Consider the following 17,870-nt stretch of genomic DNA (forward strand, 5'->3'; position numbering starts at 1 on the left):
TAGTGAGCCGGAGATTACGTGACTGATTCGTTCGCCCACCTACACGTCCATACCGAGTATTCGATGCTCGATGGAGCCGCGCGCATTGGCGAACTGATGGACGAGGTGGCCAGGCAGGGCATGCCGGCTGTGGCAATGACCGATCACGGCTACATGTTCGGTGCTTACGAGTTTTGGCGTGCCGCGAGAGACCGCGGCATTAACCCCATCATTGGCCTCGAGGGTTATCTGACTCCCGGAACACACCGCAGTGACAAAACGAGGGTGTCGTTTGGCGACGGCGGAGGAAATGACGTCTCAGGAGCGGGTGCATACACCCACCTCACCCTGTTGGCGGAGAACACCACCGGAATGCATAACCTCTTCAAGTTGGCCTCTAAGGCGTCGTTGGAGGGCTACTACTTCAAACCCCGGATGGACCTCGAACTGTTGTCAACCCTCCACCAAGGCATCATCGCGACGACGGGTTGTCCCAGTGGTGAGGTGCAAACCAGGCTGCGTTTAGGACAGTATGACGAGGCCAAGCGGGTTGCCGGTGAAATGCGGGAACTCTTCGGGAAAGAAAACTATTTCGTCGAAGTCATGGACCACGGCTTAGGGATTGAAAAGCAGGTCATGACTGACCTGGTGCGTCTGGCGAAGGAACTGGGGATACCGCTGGTCGCGACCAACGATTCTCACTACACCCACGCCGCAGACGCCACCGCCCATGAAGCTCTGCTGTGTGTCCAATCGGGCTCAACACTGGATGACCCCAAACGGTTCAAATTTGATTCCCAAGACTTCTACATCAAGTCGGCAGCCGAAATGCGTGAGCTGTTTTCTGACATCCCAGAAGCGTGTGACAACACTCTGCTCATTGCCGAGCGTGTGTCGGTGGACTTTGATGAATCGGCCAACTACATGCCCAAATGGGCTGTCGAGGCGGGCGATAACGAAGCAGACGCATTCCGGCGTGCTGTGCTCACCGGCCTCGACGAGCGATACCCCGACGGGGTCCCCGAAGAGTCAATGCGTCGCGCGGAATACGAAATGGATGTCATCATCCAGATGGGATTCCCCAGCTACTTCCTCGTCGTTGCGGACTTCATCACGTGGGCAAAAGACCACGGGATTCGTGTGGGGCCGGGCCGCGGATCTGGTGCAGGCTCAATGGCGGCTTACGCGATGCGCATCACCGAGCTCGACCCGATCGAACACGGCTTGATTTTTGAGCGGTTTCTGAACCCCGATCGTGTGTCCATGCCCGACTTTGATGTGGATTTCGATGAGCGCCGTCGCGGTGAAGTCATTCGCTACGTGACGGACAAATACGGTGAAGATCGCGTCGCACAGATTGTGACCTTCGGCACGATTAAAGCCAAGCAGGCATTGAAAGACGCCTCCCGTGTGTTGGGTTACCCGTTTGGGATGGGGGAGAAGCTCACCAAGGCGATGCCCCCGTCTGTGATGGGTAAAGACATCACACTTTCGGGAATTAACGACCCGGAACATGAGCGGTACAAAGAAGCAGCCGACTTTCGGGCGTTACTCGAACAAGACCGCGATGCGGCCAGTGTCTTTGCCGTCGCGAAAGGTTTAGAAAACCTGAAGCGCCAATGGGGGGTGCATGCGGCGGGGGTGATCATGTCGCGTTCCCCGTTAGAAGACATCATCCCGATTATGCGCCGGGAACAAGACGGCCAAATTGTCACCCAGTTTGATTTCCCCACCAGTGAAGCCCTCGGTCTGGTGAAAATGGACTTTCTGGCGCTTCGAAACCTCACGATTATCGACGACGCCCTGGACAACATCGAAAAAAGCCACGGTCAGCGCCCCGTCTTAGAAGTACTGAGCTTGGATGATCGGCCCACCTATGAACTGCTCTCAAGAGGGGACACGTTGGGAGTGTTTCAGCTTGATGGTGGGCCCATGCGTAGCCTGCTGCGGCTGCTGCGCCCCGAACGCTTCGCCGATATTTCGGCTGTTCTCGCACTGTATCGACCAGGACCAATGGGTGCTGATTCCCACACCAACTACGCCCTTCGAAAAAATGGGGTTCAAGACATCACCCCGCTGCATCCGGAACTCGCTGAAGCCCTCGATGGCATTTTGGGTGAAACCTACGGCCTGATTGTGTACCAGGAGCAGGTGATGGAAATCGCCCAAAAGCTCGCCGGTTACACATTGGCTCAAGCCGACTTGCTCAGGCGCGCAATGGGTAAGAAGAAAAAAGAAGAACTGGATATTCAGTTTGAGGCGTTTCAGGGCGGCATGCGCGACAACGGCTATTCCGATGACGCGATTGACACACTCTGGGACATCTTGCTGCCGTTTTCGGACTACGCGTTTAATAAGGCGCACTCCGCGGCCTACGGGGTTGTGTCCTACTGGACGGGCTACCTCAAAGCCCACTACCCGGCGGAATATATGGCGGCGTTGTTGACCAGTGTGAGCGATGACAAAGATAAGTCTGCGATTTACCTGAACGAGTGTCGCCGCATGAAAATCGCGGTCTTACCTCCCGATGTCAACGAGTCAGAAGTGAACTTCTCCGCTGTCGATGGTTCCATCCGGTTCGGACTGGGCGCTGTGCGAAACGTCGGTGCATCTGTAGTGGCGCATATTAAGCAGGCCAGAGACGACAAGGGGAGCTTTTCTGACTTCCACGACTTTGTGCACAAAGTGTCGCTTCAAGCACTCAACCGCCGCACCGTCGATTCACTGATTAAGGCGGGAGCCTTTGATCAGCTGGGAAACACCAGACGATCACTCTCGGAAATCCACGAAAGCGTCGTGGACCAGGCGGTGCGCACCAAAAAGGCTGCGGAACACGGCGACGTAGGGTTCGACTTTGACGCGCTCTTAGACAGTTCAGACGGCGCTCCGAGCCCAAAAATCATTAATTTGCCGGAGTGGCCAAAGCGCGAGCTTCTCTCCTTGGAGCGGGACATGCTGGGCCTTTACGTGTCAGACCACCCGCTGGCTGGCCTCGAATTGGGTCTGGCGGAGCACGCCGAAATGACGGTTGCGCAATTATTGGAAAGCGACATTGAGGACGGCACGGTGGTGACCATTGCCGGCCTGCTCACCCAAGCGAACCATAAAGTGGCCAGGGCCAGTGGTAATCCCTACGCCCAGGTGTCCCTTGAAGATTTCAGCGGCGAAATCCAGGTGATGTTCCTCGGCAAGAGCTACCAAGAACACCAAGGCCTGTTGCAACCAGACAACATTGTGGGACTGCGGGGGAGGGTGCAGCGTCGAGACGACCAAGTGACACTCCATGCCCAACAGGCCAAAGCGTTAGATATTCAATCCCGCGCTGAAGCGCGTTGGAGTGGGCCGCTCACGTTGGCTGTTCCCGAATACTTTGCGACGGCAGAAGTGCTCACCCAGTTGGATCGCATTTTGGAGTCACACCCGGGAAACTATGACGTGAGAATTCGGCTCGTGACCTCGCACGCTGCCCGCATGTTTGCCCTCCCCAAGCGGGTGGACGTCACCGCCAACCTCATTGCTGAGCTGAAGGGTGTCCTTGGAAAGGACTGTATTTACCAGCCGGACAAGACTGGTTCACCAGAGGACGCTAATCAGAGGTCGGCCGCGACCCGGTAGTCCTGATGTTGGTAGACCAGGGCACCACCGTCGACCCCCAGTCCACCACCAAGAATTTCGACCGCGACCATGGCGGCGTCACCCACCGTGTGGCGATCAACAATCTTGGCGTGAAGATACCCCGAGGCGCCAGGAACAAGCGGAAGCCCTTCAGGGCCCTCGAGCAGTTCGATTCCCTCAAAGCGGCTGGATGCGTCGCCGCTGAATTGTGTGGCCAGACTGTGGCCTTCATGAGAGAGGGTGTGAATAAGCAGCGAGTCGCTTGCAGAAATTGCGGACCAGCTACTGGCCATGATGGACATGTTGAAGCTGGCACGAGGAGGTAGTAATGACAGCGAGGACAAAGATGTGGCGGTAAAACCGGTGGGTTCGCCGGAGGGTTTGAGCAGAGTAATGATGGATACGCCGGCACCGTGTCGGCGAAACACTTCCAAGAAACTCTCTCGGGCGGACGGGCTGGTCTGGTAATCAAGTGGAGAAGTCATCACCGTTAGCTTACGCCCGAGCCCTGGGCGCTCCTTTCACACCATGGCGCCTAACATGGGGGCATGATCAGGATGCTTGATTGGCGAGGCCGTGCACTCGACGACAGATCGTTTGAGACGGATCTCCCACGGCTGAATGCCTCAGACTTGGATGTCTCTGAGGCCGCCACGGAGCTTATTAATAAGGTGCGCGAGCGCGGTAGCGAAGCGCTGTTGGAACAATCTGCCCGTTTTGACGGTGTAGCGCCCAGTAGCGTTCGCCTCGATCCCGGAACGGCTAAGACGGCGCTCAACACTCTGGATCCGCAACTGCGCCACGCGATTGAGATTGGTATTGATCGTGTTCGCCTGGCCAGCGCGTTGCAGGTGCCGGAGTCTAAGAGTGTGGAAGTGGCTCCGGGAGCAGTGATTACTCAGCGTTTTGTGCCCGTCAGTCGGGCGGGGGTATACGTGCCTGGAGGGAAGGCTGTGTATCCCTCCAGCGTGGTCATGAATGTGGTGGCAGCCCAAGCGGCTGGGGTGTCATCGATTGCTCTCGCATCCCCACCACAACCCGATTTCGAGGCACAGATTCACCCCACGATTCTTGCCACAGCGGCCTTACTGGACATTGATGAGTTGTACCAGATGGGTGGGGCCGGTGCCGTAGGCGCTCTCGCCTACGGTGTTGTGGACATTGGTCTCGACCCGGTGTCCGTGATTACGGGACCCGGTAACCGATATGTTGCCTCAGCCAAACGGCTGGTCAAAGGTCAGGTCGGAATTGATTCTGAAGCGGGCCCCACTGAGATTGTGGTGATTGCCGATTCTGGGGCCTCAGCCGACATTGTTGCTGCGGATTTAGTGAGCCAGGCCGAACACGATGAGCTCGCCCAAGCGGTGTTGATCACCACCGATTGGGACCTAGCCCAGCGGGTGCTGGGCGATGTTGAGCGCCGAGCGAAGGCCACGCTCCACAGTGAGAGGGCCCAGATGGCTCTTGCCGGACAACAGTCCGCCATCATCGTCGTCGACACGGTGGCCCAGGCAGTAGTGGTGAGTGATGCGCTGGCGCCAGAGCACCTCGAAATTCTCACCGAGAAGGCCCTGGATGTTGCTTCGCGTATTCGACACGCGGGAGCCATTTTCGTTGGTTCGGACACTCCCGTGAGTGCGGGGGACTACCTCGCAGGGTCAAACCACGTACTACCCACTGGTGGTCGAGCCACATTCCAGTCGGGCCTTTCGGCTCTCACGTTTTTGCGACCGCAGCAAATCGTTCACTACAGCCACGATGCGCTGAAAGAGATTTCCGAACCCTTGGGAATATTTGCTCGCGCCGAAAACCTTCCCGCTCACGCCGAAGCGGTAGAAGCGCGCTTTCTCACTGAGGAGGACTAGGAGATGTTTTGCCCCTTTTGTCGCCACCCCGACTCACGTGTGATCGATTCGCGCACCAGCGATGATGGTGTGTCCATCCGGCGACGTCGGGAATGCCCGGAATGTGGGCGCCGATTTAGCACGATAGAAACCGCCAGCCTCACCGTGGTGAAGCGAAGTGGAGTGAGCGAACCCTTCTCGCGGGAAAAAATCGCCGCCGGAGTGAAAAAAGCGTGCCAGGGTCGGCCAGTGACCGACGGTGACCTGGCGCAGCTTGCCCAGCGGGTGGAAGAGGCAATTCGGCAAACCGGCGTGAGCCAAATTGACGCCAACGACATCGGTTTGAGCATCCTCGAACCCCTTCGCGAGCTTGATGAGGTCGCCTATCTGCGTTTTGCCTCGGTGTACCAGGCCTTTGACAGTTTGGACGACTTCGACGGCGCGATTGCTGCACTACGGGCAGCATCCGACGCGGACCGCGAACACAACAGTGCTTCTCACAAATCTCAGAAGGATGCCGGGTCAGCGGAAGGAGCCTCCTAGGTGTATCCCGCGTTGTTTCGCCTTCTTCGACGGTTAGACCCAGAATTTACTCACCATGCTGGGGTTGCAGTACTCAAAGCGTGTGGCCTCCCCGGTATTCGGCAGCTTCTTGAGAGTCGAAATATCGAGGACCCCCGATTACCTCGGCGCGTCATGGGCCTTGATTTTGCCCACCCTTTTGGGCTCGCCGCCGGTTTCGATAAGGACGCAGAAGTTATTGCGGGATTGGGCGCAGTCGGTTTTGGCCACGTCGAAGTCGGAACGGTCACACCCCGGCCGCAACCTGGAAACCCCAGCCCGCGACTATTTCGCCTACCAGCTGATCAGGCACTCGTGAACCGGATGGGTTTCAATAACCACGGTGTCGCGGCAATGCGGGAAAACCTCCAGCGGGCCCGAGCACATAACCGCCGCCCTGTCATTGGGGTGAACATCGGGAAAAACCGCGACACTCCGCTGGAGCACGCCGAGGACGACTACGGCATATTGGCCGAAAAACTGGCGCCCGTCGCTGACTACCTTGTGGTAAACGTCAGTTCCCCCAACACACCTGGTCTGCGGGCGTTGCAAGACCCAGCAGTGCTCGACAACCTCCTAGGAGTGGTTCAGCAAGAAGCCGGTGATACGCCAGTGTTGGTGAAAGTATCGCCGGACTCACCTGATGAAGAAATTGCCGATATCGCTGGGTTGGTCACGCAGAGGGGGTTGGCGGGTCTTGTCGCGACCAACACCACGGTGACTCGGGAGGGATTGTCCACGTCAGCCGCCCGAATTAATGCCATGGGTGACGGCGGATTATCCGGCGCACCTCTGGCGGCTCGCTCCGAGCAGGTGTTGACGGTGGCAAGAAAAGCCCTCGGTGAGGGGCCCTGCTTAATCTCGGTGGGCGGTGTCAGTACGGGTGCCCAGATGTTCTCCCGGTTGAATGCAGGGGCGGATCTCGTGCAGGCCTATACGTCTTTTGTCTACCGGGGGCCGTTTGTTGCCCGGCACATTATCCGTGAACTGTTGGAGCAGATGGGCTAGCTGGGTCGCTCGCCGCGAGCCACTTGGGCCTTAGGCAGACGCAGTCCACGCATTTGCAACGCTCGCATCGCCGCGTACCAGCGGACACCCTTTTCCACATTCTCGGGGCCGTATTTGGCGCCTAAACCTCGTCTCACCTGGCGGCCCAACCAAAATGCGTCAATAATCGCGAGCGCAAAAAAGCCCCACAGCACGATGATGGAAATCACCTGAGCCTCGAGAGAGGGAAGGAAGGTGGCGATAATGACGGCAAACATCATCGGGATCAAAAACTCACCAAAGTTCCACCGAGCGTCGACGAAATCTCGAACCCATTTCTTCTGGGGTCCCTTATCGCGAACGGGCAGGTAACGCTCGTCACCACGAGCCATGCCGTCTCTGGCGCGGTCTCGCTGCTCGCGTTGCCGCGCCTTGCGCTCCTTGCGGTTGTTTGAGACCAGGGGTCGCCTCGATTCCGCCTCGCGGTCTTTGCGTCTGGGGGTGGGGCGCCCTTTGCCGACGGTCTCGCCGTCTGCGTGTGTGTTGTCGGTCTCGCTCACGTCTGCCACTCTCCTGTTATCTCTGGCCATTAGATTACCGGCATGAGCGTGAACAGTAACCGGCAGGAACTTCTCACACAGCTAAGAGATGTTGTCTCTGATGCTCAACCCGACAGTCAGGCGGTGTTGGCACAGCTGATTTCTATTCCTTCCCTGTCGAAGCCGGGCAGTGACCCTAAGGTGCTGAGCCAATCGGCAGAAACTGTTAAGGAACTTTTTGCCCCGCTGCTTGCGTGGAACAGGATTGAGATCGTCAGTGCACCTGACGGCGCGCCCGCCTTGTTGGCGAGAAAAGAGCCGGCGCCCGGCTTTCCCACCGTGTTGCTCTACGCACACCACGACGTCCAACCCACGGGGGGTGAACACTCATGGACAAGTCCGCCGTTCGTGGCGACTACACGAGAAGGTCGCCTTTACGGACGCGGTAGTGCCGATGACGGAGCGGGCATCGTCACCCACTACAGCGCCCTTAAGGCACTGACATCACACTGTGGTGAGACGCCGGGTCTCGGCGTTGTGGTGTTTATCGAGGGTGAGGAAGAAAGTGGCTCACCCACGTTTGCCACGTTGTTGGAGATGTATGCGGACACGTTGGCTTCTGACGTCATCGTGGTGGCTGATTCGGATAACCCTGCTCCCGATAGGCCTGCACTGACCACAAGCCTTCGAGGGGTGTTGGGTGTGACGGTTCGGCTGAAAACTCTGACCGGTGCGCGGCACTCAGGGCTCTTTGGCGGTCCGACACCTGATGCCTTAGGTGTGTTGGTGCGGCTACTGGGCACCTGTTACGACGACACCGGGGCTGTCGCGATTGAGGGGCTCTCTGGCGTGTCGAGCGGTGCGTTAACGAAACTGTCTGAGGACACTTTCCGGGAAGAAGCAGGACTTCTGCCTGGGATTGAGTTGTGGGGGAGTGGTGAGCTTTCTGGCAGGCTCTGGCGGGAACCAGCCCTCACCATCACCGGCATGGATGTCCCTGCGGTTCGTGACGCATCGAACACTTTGTTGCCTGAGGCTTCTGCTCGACTCAGTCTGCGCATTCCTCCCAATGTCGATGCCATCAAGGCCCGAGAGGCGTTGGAAACCCATCTGCAGGATCATCTGCCCACCGGTGTCGTGATGGAGTTTTTGGATGGAGAAGCAGGGGAAGGTTTTGACCAAACACCAGACCACCCGCTGTTGAGTGAATTAGCTGGCTGTCTGGGTGAGGCTTTTGGCAACCCGGTTGAGTACCAGGGTGTAGGCGGGACGATTCCCTTTGTGGCCCATCTTGCCCAGCGTTTTCCGGGGGTTCCCATTGCGGTCACTGGAGTGGAGGATCGGCAATCGGCGGCCCATGGCATTGACGAATCAGTTGATCTGGCCATGTTGGAGCGGGCGGCGCTCGGTGAAGCACTGTTTTTGGCTCGTATGGAGGAGAGTCGCGTCCAGGATGCCACCACGAACCCGCGCTAAACTGAGGCACAGACGAAAGGTGTGAACGATGACTCAGTCAATTGACGAAAAGACCCAAACGCACGGTGTCACGCTGACCGATACCGCGGCGAACAAAGTTCGCTCGCTGATTGACCAGGAGGGACGCGATGATTTGCGCCTTCGTGTCGCCGTTCAACCCGGTGGCTGCTCTGGTTTGATTTACCAGCTGTTTTTCGATGAGCGTCTCATGGAAGACGACGTTGTCGCCGATTTTGACGGCGTGGAAGTTATTGTCGACAAAATGTCGACCGCCTACCTGGATGGTGCGGTCGTCGACTTTGAAGACACCATTCAAAAGCAGGGGTTCACGATTGATAACCCCAATGCGGGTGGCAGCTGCGCTTGCGGAGATAGTTTCAGCTAAGTTCCAGGAAAAACCCGCTCTGGTGGCACCGGAGTAGTAGTGGGCGTGTCGTAAACTAGGGGCAGTTGACAGATATTGAGGAGAGCCGTGAGCAAGCTTCGCTCGAGGTCCACCAGGGCCGCAGCTATTTTGGTGGGTCTGGCGCTTGTCCTTACAGGGTGTACATCGCAGGCCGCGTTGGGTTGGTTGCCCACTGAGCGTGGTTTGACCAACCAGACAGACCGTGTGATCGACCTGTGGGTTGTGTCATGGATTGTTCTGCTCGTGGTGGGAGTAATCACCTGGATCCTCATTATCTGGGCGGCCGTGGTGTATCGCCGTCGAAAGGGTCAGACCGGTACTCCCGCCCAGCTGCGCTACAACATGCCCATTGAAACGTTCTACACGGTTGTCCCGCTGATTCTGGTTCTCGGATTCTTCGCGTTTACGGCCCGCGACCAGGCAATCATCGAAGAACCGCTGCCAGACCCGGATGTGCGCGTTGAGGTGTTTGGAAAGCGTTGGGCCTGGGACTTTAACTATCTCAACGAAGAGGTTTATTACTCCGGCATTCAGGCCCAGGAGCTCCCTGAAGGGCCCATTGACGCCGAAAGCCTGCCGAAGCTGTACCTGCCGGTCGATCAAAAGGTAGAAATCACCATTGAGTCGCGGGATGTCATCCACTCCTTCTGGATTGTCGACTTCCTCTACAAAAAAGACATGATTCCGGCTCGTACGAACTACTGGTACTTCATTCCCCAGCAGGAGGGTGTCTACCGCGGTAAATGTGCCGAGCTCTGTGGCGAATACCACTCCTTAATGCTCTTCGAGGTTCACGTGGTGAGCCAAGAAGAATATGACCGGCAGATTCAAGCGCTACGTCAGCAGGGGAACACCGGTCGCCTTGGACCCGAGTACAACGTGTTACAGAACCTTCCCGGTACCACCGCCACCGCAGAGGAGCGCTAAGCCATGACCCAGACGGCCCCACGTCCAGACGTCACGGACATTCCCGAAGGACTGAGCAACGCTCGCGTCGCCAAACGCGGAAACCTCTTTGTGGAGTGGCTCACCACCACCGACCACAAGAAGGTGGGCTACCTGTACCTCATTACCTCGTTCATCTACTTCCTCCTCGGTGGTGTGATGGCCCTGGTGATTCGTGCACAGCTTTTCGCTCCAGGTCTCGAGATCGTGGCGACCAAAGAGCAGTACAACCAGCTGTTCACCATGCACGGCACCATCATGCTGCTGATGTTTGCCACGCCACTGTTCGCCGGTTTTGCGAACGTCTTGATGCCTCTGCAAATTGGTTCGCCCGATGTGGCCTTCCCCCGTTTGAACGCTTTTGCCTACTGGCTCTTTAGCTTCGGCTCTTTGATCGCGGTAGCGGGATTCTTAACCCCGCAGGGTGCCGCGTCATTTGGTTGGTTTGCCTACACGCCGCTGTCTAGTCAAACGTTCACACCGGGTCTAGGGGGGAATCTCTGGGTATTTGGTCTGGGGCTCAGTGGTTTCGGAACGATTTTGGGTGCGGTGAACTTCATCACCACCATCATCACAATGCGTGTACCCGGCATGACCATGTGGCGCATGCCAATCTTCACCTGGAACACACTGGTCACCTCGATTCTGGTGTTGCTTGCCTTCCCCGTGTTGGCCGCGGCGATGCTGGCTCTCGGAAGCGACCGCGTGTTCGGTTCCCATGTTTATGATGCGGCGAACGGTGGGGCGATCTTGTGGCAGCACCTCTTCTGGTTCTTCGGCCACCCCGAGGTTTACATCATCGCTCTGCCATTTTTCGGAATCGTGTCAGAGATTTTCCCCGTCTTCAGCCGGAAACCCATCTTCGGCTATAAGACACTGGTGTACGCGACAATTGCCATTGCCGCTTTGTCAATGACGGTCTGGGCCCACCACATGTATGTGACGGGTTCCGTGTTGTTGCCGTTCTTCGCCCTAATGACAATGCTCATTGCGGTACCAACGGGAGTGAAGATATTCAACTGGATCGGGACTATGTGGCGGGGATCTGTCACATTTGAAACTCCCATTGTGTACGCCTTGGGCTTCTTGGTGTCCTTCGTCTTTGGTGGACTGACTGGTGTGATTCTCGCCTCCCCGCCGCTCACCTTCCACACCTCAGACTCCTACTTTGTGGTCGCCCACTTCCACTACGTGGTGTTCGGCACCGTGGTGTTCGCCATGTTCGCCGGCTTCTTCTTCTGGTGGCCAAAGTTCACCGGGAAGATGCTGAACGAGTCCCTCGGCCACATTCAGTTCTGGCTACTCTTTATCGGCTTCCACATGACCTTCCTTATCCAGCACTGGTTGGGTGTGATGGGAATGCCCCGTCGCTACGCCACCTACATGGAAGAAGACGGCTTCACCTGGATGAACCAGCTTTCCACCATCGGCTCCGTGGTCCTTGCGCTGTCCATGATTCCGTTCTTCTTGAACGTGTATCTCACTGCGCGTAAGGGTCAGAAGGTGACCGTGAATGATCCGTGGGGTTATGGCCGTTCACTGGAGTGGGCAACTAGTTGCCCGCCACCTCGACACAACTTCACCTCTATTCCCCGGATTCGCTCCGAGTCGCCGGCATTTGATTTGAACCACCCCGAATTGGATTTGCCCTTGGCGGTGGGGAGTTCCAGAAAAGCTGACAACGTGAAGTCGGAGAGCTAGTTCGTGAAGACCAACATTGTTCTGCTGTGGATTCTCACCGCCTACTTCGCCGTCCTCGCTGCGGTCTACACGGTGTGGGCTGTCATTGACACGGGCGAAGTGGAGTGGGTGGGCACCCTCGCTATTGCGTTGAGTGGTGCGCTGACAGTGTTCATCGCCTTCTTCCTCCAAGTTGCAAAGAAAAACCAGGGTGGCGAGCTACCAGAAGACCGCCTCGACGCAGAAATTGACGACGGCGAGGCTGAACTGGGCTTTTTCAGCCCCTGGAGTTGGTGGCCCATCTTCCTAGCGGCTGGCGCGGGGATGGCGATTATTGGCTTGGCGGTAGGTGTCTGGGTCGCTCTTTACGCTGTGCCACTGGTGCTGATTGGACTCGTCGGTTGGACCTTCGAGTATTACCGGGGATATTTTGCCCGCTGAGGCGATAAACATTCGCAGGGCAGCCCTGTCTGATCACGATCGGGTCTTAGAACTCGTGCGGAAATTGGACCACGTCTTTGAGGTTCAGCCGGCCAGGTTTACCGAGACGTTCAACGTTGTGCTCGCTGACGAAGACCGCACCCTTGTGCACGTGGCGGAGGCGGGGGGAGTTGTCGTCGGATACTGTTTGACCACCATTTCACCGCTGCTTTACTCCAACGGCCCGTCGGCGCAGTTGCAGGAAATTGTGGTCGATGAGGAGTCCAGAGTTTCTGGTGTCGGAACTGCCCTGGTGAGGGCAGTCGAGGCAGAGTGTGAAGCGCGCGGTGTGACCCAGCTGACTGTTGCGGCCAGGCGTGCTGGTGGTTTCTATGACCGGCTGGGCTATAGCCAGCAGGCCGAATATATGCGCCGGTTGTTCTAGGGCCTCCTATGAGCACTCCGGCCCCAACGAGCATTCGGTTTTTGGGCGCAGCGGGTACGGTGACCGGAAGTCGCTTCTTAGTAGAGTACGGTTCCCATCAGTTGCTGCTTGAGGCGGGCCTGTTCCAAGGGCCGAGGGAGTGGCGCAGACGCAACTGGGATGACCTCCCTCTTCCGGCAAAGGAATTGGACTCAGTCGTTATTTCTCACGCCCACCTGGATCATTGCGGCTATCTTCCAAGGTTGTGGCGGCAGGGCTACCGGGGCCCCATTTACCTCACCCCAGATACGGCCAACCTGGCATCGATTGTGTTGCGCGATTCTGCACGAATCCAAGAGGAGGATGCCCGGTACGCGAAAAAGGAAGGTTATTCCCGCCACGACGACCCGCAGCCGCTCTACGAGTCGCGGGATGCCGAGGGCGCAATCTCCCTCTTTCAACCCTTAAGTTACGGCCAATGGCAAGAGTTACCCGGCGGAGCAAAGGTCAGATTGCTTCCGGCCGGCCATATTCTTGGCTCAGCCATCGTCGATCTCGACGTTGGGGGAGTGGCCATCTTGCATTCCGGGGATCTAGGTCAAGGTAATCACCCCTTACTTGTGGGCCCACACATTATTCCGGAGGTCTCATACGACGCAGTTCTTGTTGAGTCGACTTATGGAGCAAGGCTTCATCCGGAGGCCGAGAGTGGCCTCGATGAGATTATTCGGACAACAATCGCCAGAGACGGTACGGTCCTGATCCCCGCGTTCGCCGTCGATCGCACCGAGATTATCCTTGCTGAAATCAACGATTTGATGGACAGCGATCAGATTCCCCGCGTTCCCATCTACGTGGATTCGCCGATGGCGATTAGAGCCCTCCAGGTCTATCGTCACGCCATCGATAGCGACCACCAAGAAATTCGCCCTGAAATTCGTGAACACCTCAGTGCATCCGACGTGTTCAACCCGGGGACTCTAGAGACCCTGCCCACCCCGGAGGATTCGAAGTCGATAAATGGGGCACCGCCGTGCATCATCATTTCGGCTTCCGGAATGGCTACCGGCGGTCGGGTGCTTCACCATTTGAAGAGGCTGTTACCCGACCCAAGAAACGCTGTAGTACTCACCGGGTACCAAGCGGCGGGTACTCGGGGTGCATCACTGCGAGATGGTGCGGATAGTGTGCGCATCCATGGTCAGGACATTGCCGTCGAGGCTGAGGTTGTTCAACTTGAACACTTCTCCGTCCACGCAGACCGGGACGACGTGAGGGCATGGCTCTCGTCCGCCGCTGTGCTGCCTAAGCGGGTGGTCCTTATCCACGGCGAGGATGAGGCCAGGGATGAACTCGCCCCGGTGCTCGAAAAAGAGTTTGGCGTAAAGGTGTTTGCTCCGAAATACGAAGAAACCCTGCCACTTTAGGTACGAGGTACGAGGTACGAGGTACCGACAGCGACAGGGCTTCTTCGTCGAACGTGAGCTCCCTAGTGGGGCTGGTTTTCCAGTTCCTTTTGAGTGACAGGGATGACGCGGTCCTCAAAGAACCAGTTTGACGCGGCGGAGCGCAGCCGCCGGCCGACCGTGATCTTGCCTTTTTCGTTGGGTCGGACAGGAAGCGGTGTGTACTCTTCGTAGTCCAGAAGCTTCCAACGCTCGTGGTCATCCAATTGTTCGTGTACTTCGATGTATTCCCCACCTGGCAGGCGGACAATTCGACCACTTTCGAAACCGTGCAAAGCAATCTCACGGTCTTTCCGCTGCAGTGCGAGACAGGTGCGCTTTGCGATGATGTGCGCCAGCACAGGGCCGACAAACAGAAGCACCTGAAGGAAAGTAATGACTCCCTCAATACTCATCCTGAAGTGTGTGGCGATCAGGTCTGAGCTTGCCGCTGCCCACAGCACGCCGTAGAAGGTGACGCCAGCTGCGCCGATTCCGGTGCGCGTGGGGGCGTTACGCGGACGCTGGGCGATGTGGTGCTCACGCTTGTCTCCCGTGACCCACGCTTCGAAGAACGGGTAGAGGAAGACGGCAGCGAGGAACACGATGAGCAAAATGGTGGGCACCAGCACACCCCAAGCCCAGGTGTAGCCAAACCAGACAGTCTCCCAGCCCGGCGGAATGAGCCTGAGCGCACCATCGGCAAAGCCGATGTACCAGTCTGGCTGGGTTCCTGCCCCAACAGGGGAGGGGTCATAGGGCCCGTAGTTCCAAATGGGGTTAATCGTAAACGTCGATGCCATTAACATGATCACACCGAAGACGATGAAGAAAAATCCTCCCGCTTTCGCCGCGAATGTCGGCATCACAGGTGAACCCACGACATTGTCGTTGGTGCGACCCGGGCCAGCAAACTGCGTGTGCTTGTTGACCACCAACAGCACCATGTGCAGCGCCAAGGTGGCGATCAAGATGGCCGGTAACAGCATGATGTGCAGGATGTAGAGGCGCGGAATGACCTGGTCTCCTGGGAACTCATCTCCGAAGAGCAGGTAAGAAATCCACACACCAATGACGGGGAAGGCTTTCACCATTCCATCAATGATTCGTAGTCCGTTTCCGGAGAGCAGGTCGTCGGGCAGGGAGTATCCGGTGAAGCCTTCGGCCATGGCCAAAACGAAGAGTACGAAACCAATTACCCAGTTCAGCTCACGGGGCTTCCGGAAAGCTCCAGTGAAGAACACCCGAAGCATGTGAAGACCAATTGACGCGATAAAGAGTAGCGCCGCCCAGTGGTGCGCTTGGCGCATCAACAATCCACCTCTGATGTCAAAAGACAAATCAAGGGATGTGTGGTACGCGACAGCCATTTCCACACCCTTGAGGGGCAGATACGAGCCGTCGTATTCGACCTTTGTCATGGAAGGGTCGTAGAAGAAGGTGAGGAATGTGCCGGTGATCAGGATGACGACAAAGCTGTAGAGCGCCACCTCACCCAGCATGAACGACCAGTGGTCGGGAAAGATTTTCCGCCCGAGGGTTTTCACCGCAACAGAAGCGCTGGTCCGCTCGTCGATGTAGCTTGCGGCCGCACCCGTGAATTTCATGCCCTTGCCGGGCTCTTGTTTCTGCTGTTCAGTGTTCGTTGCGACGCTCACAGTTCACGCTCCCAGAAGCTAGGTCCAACAGGCTCAGTGAAATCACCTTGTGCTACTAGATATCCTTCCGCATCAACGGTGATAGGAAGCTGAGGAAGGGGTCTGGCGGCGGGTCCGAAGATCACTTCGCACTCGTTTGATACATCGAATTGTGACTGGTGGCAGGGGCACAGCAGGTGGTGGGTGTGCTGCTCGTAAAGCGCCACTGGGCATCCGACGTGGGTACAAATCTTTGAGTACGCGACAATTCCTTGGTATGACCAGCCCTTGCGCGCTTCGGATTCGTTGAGATCCTCGATCGGCAAGCGCATCAGCAAAACCGCTGCCTTAGCTTTTTCCTCGAGTTTTCCTGACTTGATTTCTTTCAGTCCCTCAGGAATGACGTGGAACGCGGAGCCGATAGTGACATCCGCTGCGCGGATGGGCTCGCCCGAAGGGTCCCTCGCGAGGCGCACACCTTGGTCCCACATGGTCTGCTTCATCAGCTTTGAAGGGTTTTCCGGTGGGGCAAGATCCCTAAAGAGCACTACCGCGGGGATAGGGGTCGCGAGAAGAGCACCAATCAGGGAGTTTCGCACCAGTGAGCGGCGCGTGAAACCACTTTCTTTGTTGGCGTCCGTGAAAATCTGAGAGGCCTTTTCGCGGGTCTCATCGTCACCGCGGGTGGGGTGGCGCTCTTCGACCATTTCTTCGTCGGACATGAGGTTCTTGGCCCAGTACACCGCGCCAAAACCGATTCCCAATAGTCCCAGCGTGATTCCAAGCCCCATCAAGCCGTTGTTGAGGCGCACTGAGGTCATATCGCCCGGAATGATGGGGAACACGACGTAGGCGACGGTAGCAAAGATGCTTCCCACAACAGACAACCCGAAGAACATCGCGATGCGACGCTCCGCGGTACGCGCTGCTTTGGGGTCCTTATCGGTAATTCGGTGCTCTTCTTCAGGCAAACCCGGATTTTGGGGTGCATTGGAGCGTTCAACGGCCGAACCCGGATCAGGCTGGTAGTCGTCGTATGAGTCGCTGTGTTCAGCAGGCTCTTTCGCCATCCGAATGTCTCCTTAGTCGAATCGAGAGGTTTAGTGGGCTTTGGCCGTGAGCCAGATCGTGATCGCAATCAGAACGCCGAGGCCAATAATCCAGACAAACAAGCCCTCCGCTACCGGGCCAATACTGCCGAGACTAAAACCACCCACCGACGGGTTATTTTCCACGTATTGCAGGTAGGTGATGATGTCGTTCTTATCTTCGGGGGAGAGGTTCATGTCACTAAAGACCGGCATGTTCTGCGGACCAGTCACCATCGCGCCATAGACGTGGATGGGGTCGACATCGACAACCGCGGGAGCCCACTTGCCTTCGGTGAGTGCGCCTCCTGCGCCGGCCACGTTGTGACACATCGCACAGTTAATCCTGAAGAGCTCAGCGCCGACAGCGGCATCTCCGTCACCGGCGTAGTAGCGCGGGTCGGGGAGGGTGGGCCCAGGTCCAAGAGTTTGAACCCATGCGCCCATCGCATCAATCTGCGGCTGGGTGAACTGCACTGGCTTTTTCTCCGCTTGGGGCCCAGAAGCGGCCATGGGCATGCGTCCGGTTCCCACCTGGAATTCGACCGAGAGTGCACCGACACCAATCAGACTGGGACCAGCTTCGGTTCCTTCCGCGTTGGTCCCGTGACAGCTCGCGCAGTTCGCGAGGAACAGGCGTTCGCCATCTTCCACCAGGTTCGCGCTGGCAACCGGCGCCTCCTGCGCGCTAGCGATTCCCGCAGTGGTGGCTGAGTAGGCGCCGCCTGTCACAAACAACCCGAGGACCAAAAGAGCGAACCCCGCGAGTGGGTGTCGGCGGCCTCGGCGCTGGTGCTTCATGGAAGTCATCGTGTCCTTTTGCT

General features: G+C 57.5%; 16 protein-coding genes. 11 read left to right on the top strand and 5 right to left on the bottom strand.

Features of this window, described 5'->3' with window-relative positions; all coding sequences use genetic code 11:
* The first annotated feature begins 18 nt into the window (after positions 1–18).
* On the top strand, positions 19–3,594 hold the full coding sequence (dnaE, locus tag C3B54_RS04885; RefSeq protein ID WP_104913500.1) for a DNA polymerase III subunit alpha: 3,576 nt from the start codon (positions 19–21) through the stop codon (positions 3,592–3,594).
* Here dnaE and C3B54_RS04890 read toward each other — a convergent pair.
* Positions 3,570–4,079, bottom strand: coding sequence for a flavin reductase family protein (locus tag C3B54_RS04890; RefSeq protein ID WP_104913501.1), 510 nt, complete (start codon positions 4,077–4,079; stop codon positions 3,570–3,572). The genes dnaE and C3B54_RS04890 overlap by 25 nt on opposite strands.
* Before the next feature lie 63 nt (positions 4,080–4,142).
* Between C3B54_RS04890 and hisD the strand changes: the two genes are divergently transcribed.
* The 3 genes from hisD to C3B54_RS04905 are packed head-to-tail and all read left to right on the top strand — an operon-like array spanning position 4,143 to position 7,007.
* Positions 4,143–5,459, top strand: a complete 1,317-nt coding sequence (gene hisD, locus C3B54_RS04895; protein WP_104913502.1) for a histidinol dehydrogenase — start codon at positions 4,143–4,145, stop codon at positions 5,457–5,459.
* 3 nt (positions 5,460–5,462) lie between these two features.
* A complete protein-coding gene (nrdR, locus tag C3B54_RS04900; RefSeq protein WP_104913503.1) occupies positions 5,463–5,981 on the top strand; it encodes a transcriptional regulator NrdR in 519 nt (172 codons plus the stop codon).
* Positions 5,982–7,007, top strand: coding sequence for a quinone-dependent dihydroorotate dehydrogenase (locus tag C3B54_RS04905; protein ID WP_104913504.1), 1,026 nt, complete (start codon positions 5,982–5,984; stop codon positions 7,005–7,007). It abuts the gene before it with no gap.
* Here C3B54_RS04905 and C3B54_RS04910 read toward each other — a convergent pair.
* Positions 7,004–7,546, bottom strand: a complete 543-nt coding sequence (locus C3B54_RS04910) for a DUF3043 domain-containing protein (protein ID WP_245867793.1) — start codon at positions 7,544–7,546, stop codon at positions 7,004–7,006. The genes C3B54_RS04905 and C3B54_RS04910 overlap by 4 nt on opposite strands.
* Before the next feature lie 42 nt (positions 7,547–7,588).
* On the opposite strand from C3B54_RS04910, the gene C3B54_RS04915 reads away from it, so the two are divergent.
* The 7 genes from C3B54_RS04915 to C3B54_RS04945 all read left to right on the top strand — a co-directional run bounded on the left by C3B54_RS04915 (position 7,589) and on the right by C3B54_RS04945 (position 14,303).
* Entirely contained in the window at positions 7,589–9,001 is a 1,413-nt protein-coding gene (locus C3B54_RS04915) for a M20/M25/M40 family metallo-hydrolase (protein WP_104913506.1), read from the top strand.
* Positions 9,002–9,029: 28 nt separating this feature from the next.
* Complete coding sequence (gene erpA, locus C3B54_RS04920; RefSeq protein WP_104913507.1) at positions 9,030–9,386, top strand: iron-sulfur cluster insertion protein ErpA; 357 nt, start codon at positions 9,030–9,032, stop codon at positions 9,384–9,386.
* A gap of 87 nt (positions 9,387–9,473) precedes the next feature.
* On the top strand, positions 9,474–10,334 hold the full coding sequence (ctaC, locus tag C3B54_RS04925) for an aa3-type cytochrome oxidase subunit II (RefSeq protein ID WP_245867796.1): 861 nt from the start codon (positions 9,474–9,476) through the stop codon (positions 10,332–10,334).
* Positions 10,335–10,337: 3 nt separating this feature from the next.
* Positions 10,338–12,053, top strand: a complete 1,716-nt coding sequence (ctaD, locus tag C3B54_RS04930; protein WP_104913508.1) for an aa3-type cytochrome oxidase subunit I — start codon at positions 10,338–10,340, stop codon at positions 12,051–12,053.
* A 3-nt stretch (positions 12,054–12,056) separates the two neighbouring features.
* On the top strand, positions 12,057–12,473 hold the full coding sequence (locus tag C3B54_RS04935; protein WP_104913509.1) for a cytochrome c oxidase subunit 4: 417 nt from the start codon (positions 12,057–12,059) through the stop codon (positions 12,471–12,473).
* Positions 12,463–12,897 (top strand): GNAT family N-acetyltransferase, encoded by a 435-nt coding sequence (locus C3B54_RS04940; protein ID WP_281256230.1) that lies wholly within the window; start codon positions 12,463–12,465, stop codon positions 12,895–12,897. The genes C3B54_RS04935 and C3B54_RS04940 overlap by 11 nt, the downstream gene beginning before the upstream one ends.
* 8 nt (positions 12,898–12,905) lie before the next feature.
* Entirely contained in the window at positions 12,906–14,303 is a 1,398-nt protein-coding gene (locus tag C3B54_RS04945) for an MBL fold metallo-hydrolase RNA specificity domain-containing protein (protein ID WP_104913511.1), read from the top strand.
* A gap of 62 nt (positions 14,304–14,365) precedes the next feature.
* On the opposite strand, the gene qcrB is transcribed toward C3B54_RS04945, so the two are convergent.
* From qcrB to qcrC, 3 genes are read right to left on the bottom strand one after another with little or no spacing between them, the layout of a single operon-like run.
* The gene (qcrB, locus tag C3B54_RS04950) at positions 14,366–15,928 is read right to left on the bottom strand and encodes a cytochrome bc1 complex cytochrome b subunit (RefSeq protein ID WP_104914277.1); all 1,563 of its coding nucleotides are present in this window, start codon (positions 15,926–15,928) and stop codon (positions 14,366–14,368) included.
* A gap of 47 nt (positions 15,929–15,975) precedes the next feature.
* Positions 15,976–17,028 carry a cytochrome bc1 complex Rieske iron-sulfur subunit gene (gene qcrA / locus C3B54_RS04955; RefSeq protein ID WP_104913512.1) on the bottom strand — a complete coding sequence of 351 codons (1,053 nt, stop codon included), beginning with the start codon at positions 17,026–17,028 and terminating at the stop codon, positions 15,976–15,978.
* A gap of 30 nt (positions 17,029–17,058) precedes the next feature.
* Positions 17,059–17,856, bottom strand: a complete 798-nt coding sequence (gene qcrC, locus C3B54_RS04960) for a cytochrome bc1 complex diheme cytochrome c subunit (RefSeq protein WP_104913513.1) — start codon at positions 17,854–17,856, stop codon at positions 17,059–17,061.
* Positions 17,857–17,870 lie beyond the last annotated feature (14 nt).

The sequence above is a fragment of the Pontimonas salivibrio genome (assembly GCF_002950575.1).
Lineage (GTDB): Bacteria > Actinomycetota > Actinomycetes > Actinomycetales > Microbacteriaceae > Pontimonas > Pontimonas salivibrio.

Bases quoted from the DNA above. Each gene is read 5' to 3' on its own strand.
- C3B54_RS04890 (WP_104913501.1), bottom strand. From the start codon at position 4,079: ATGACTTCTCCACTTGATTACCAGACCAGCCCGTCCGCCCGAGAGAGT.
- hisD (WP_104913502.1), top strand. From the start codon at position 4,143: ATGATCAGGATGCTTGATTGGCGAGGCCGTGCACTCGACGACAGATCG.
- nrdR (WP_104913503.1), top strand. From the start codon at position 5,463: ATGTTTTGCCCCTTTTGTCGCCACCCCGACTCACGTGTGATCGATTCG.
- C3B54_RS04915 (WP_104913506.1), top strand. From the start codon at position 7,589: ATGAGCGTGAACAGTAACCGGCAGGAACTTCTCACACAGCTAAGAGAT.
- erpA (WP_104913507.1), top strand. From the start codon at position 9,030: ATGACTCAGTCAATTGACGAAAAGACCCAAACGCACGGTGTCACGCTG.
- ctaD (WP_104913508.1), top strand. From the start codon at position 10,338: ATGACCCAGACGGCCCCACGTCCAGACGTCACGGACATTCCCGAAGGA.
- C3B54_RS04945 (WP_104913511.1), top strand. From the start codon at position 12,906: ATGAGCACTCCGGCCCCAACGAGCATTCGGTTTTTGGGCGCAGCGGGT.
- qcrB (WP_104914277.1), bottom strand. From the start codon at position 15,928: ATGAAATTCACGGGTGCGGCCGCAAGCTACATCGACGAGCGGACCAGC.
- qcrA (WP_104913512.1), bottom strand. From the start codon at position 17,028: ATGGCGAAAGAGCCTGCTGAACACAGCGACTCATACGACGACTACCAG.
- qcrC (WP_104913513.1), bottom strand. From the start codon at position 17,856: ATGACTTCCATGAAGCACCAGCGCCGAGGCCGCCGACACCCACTCGCG.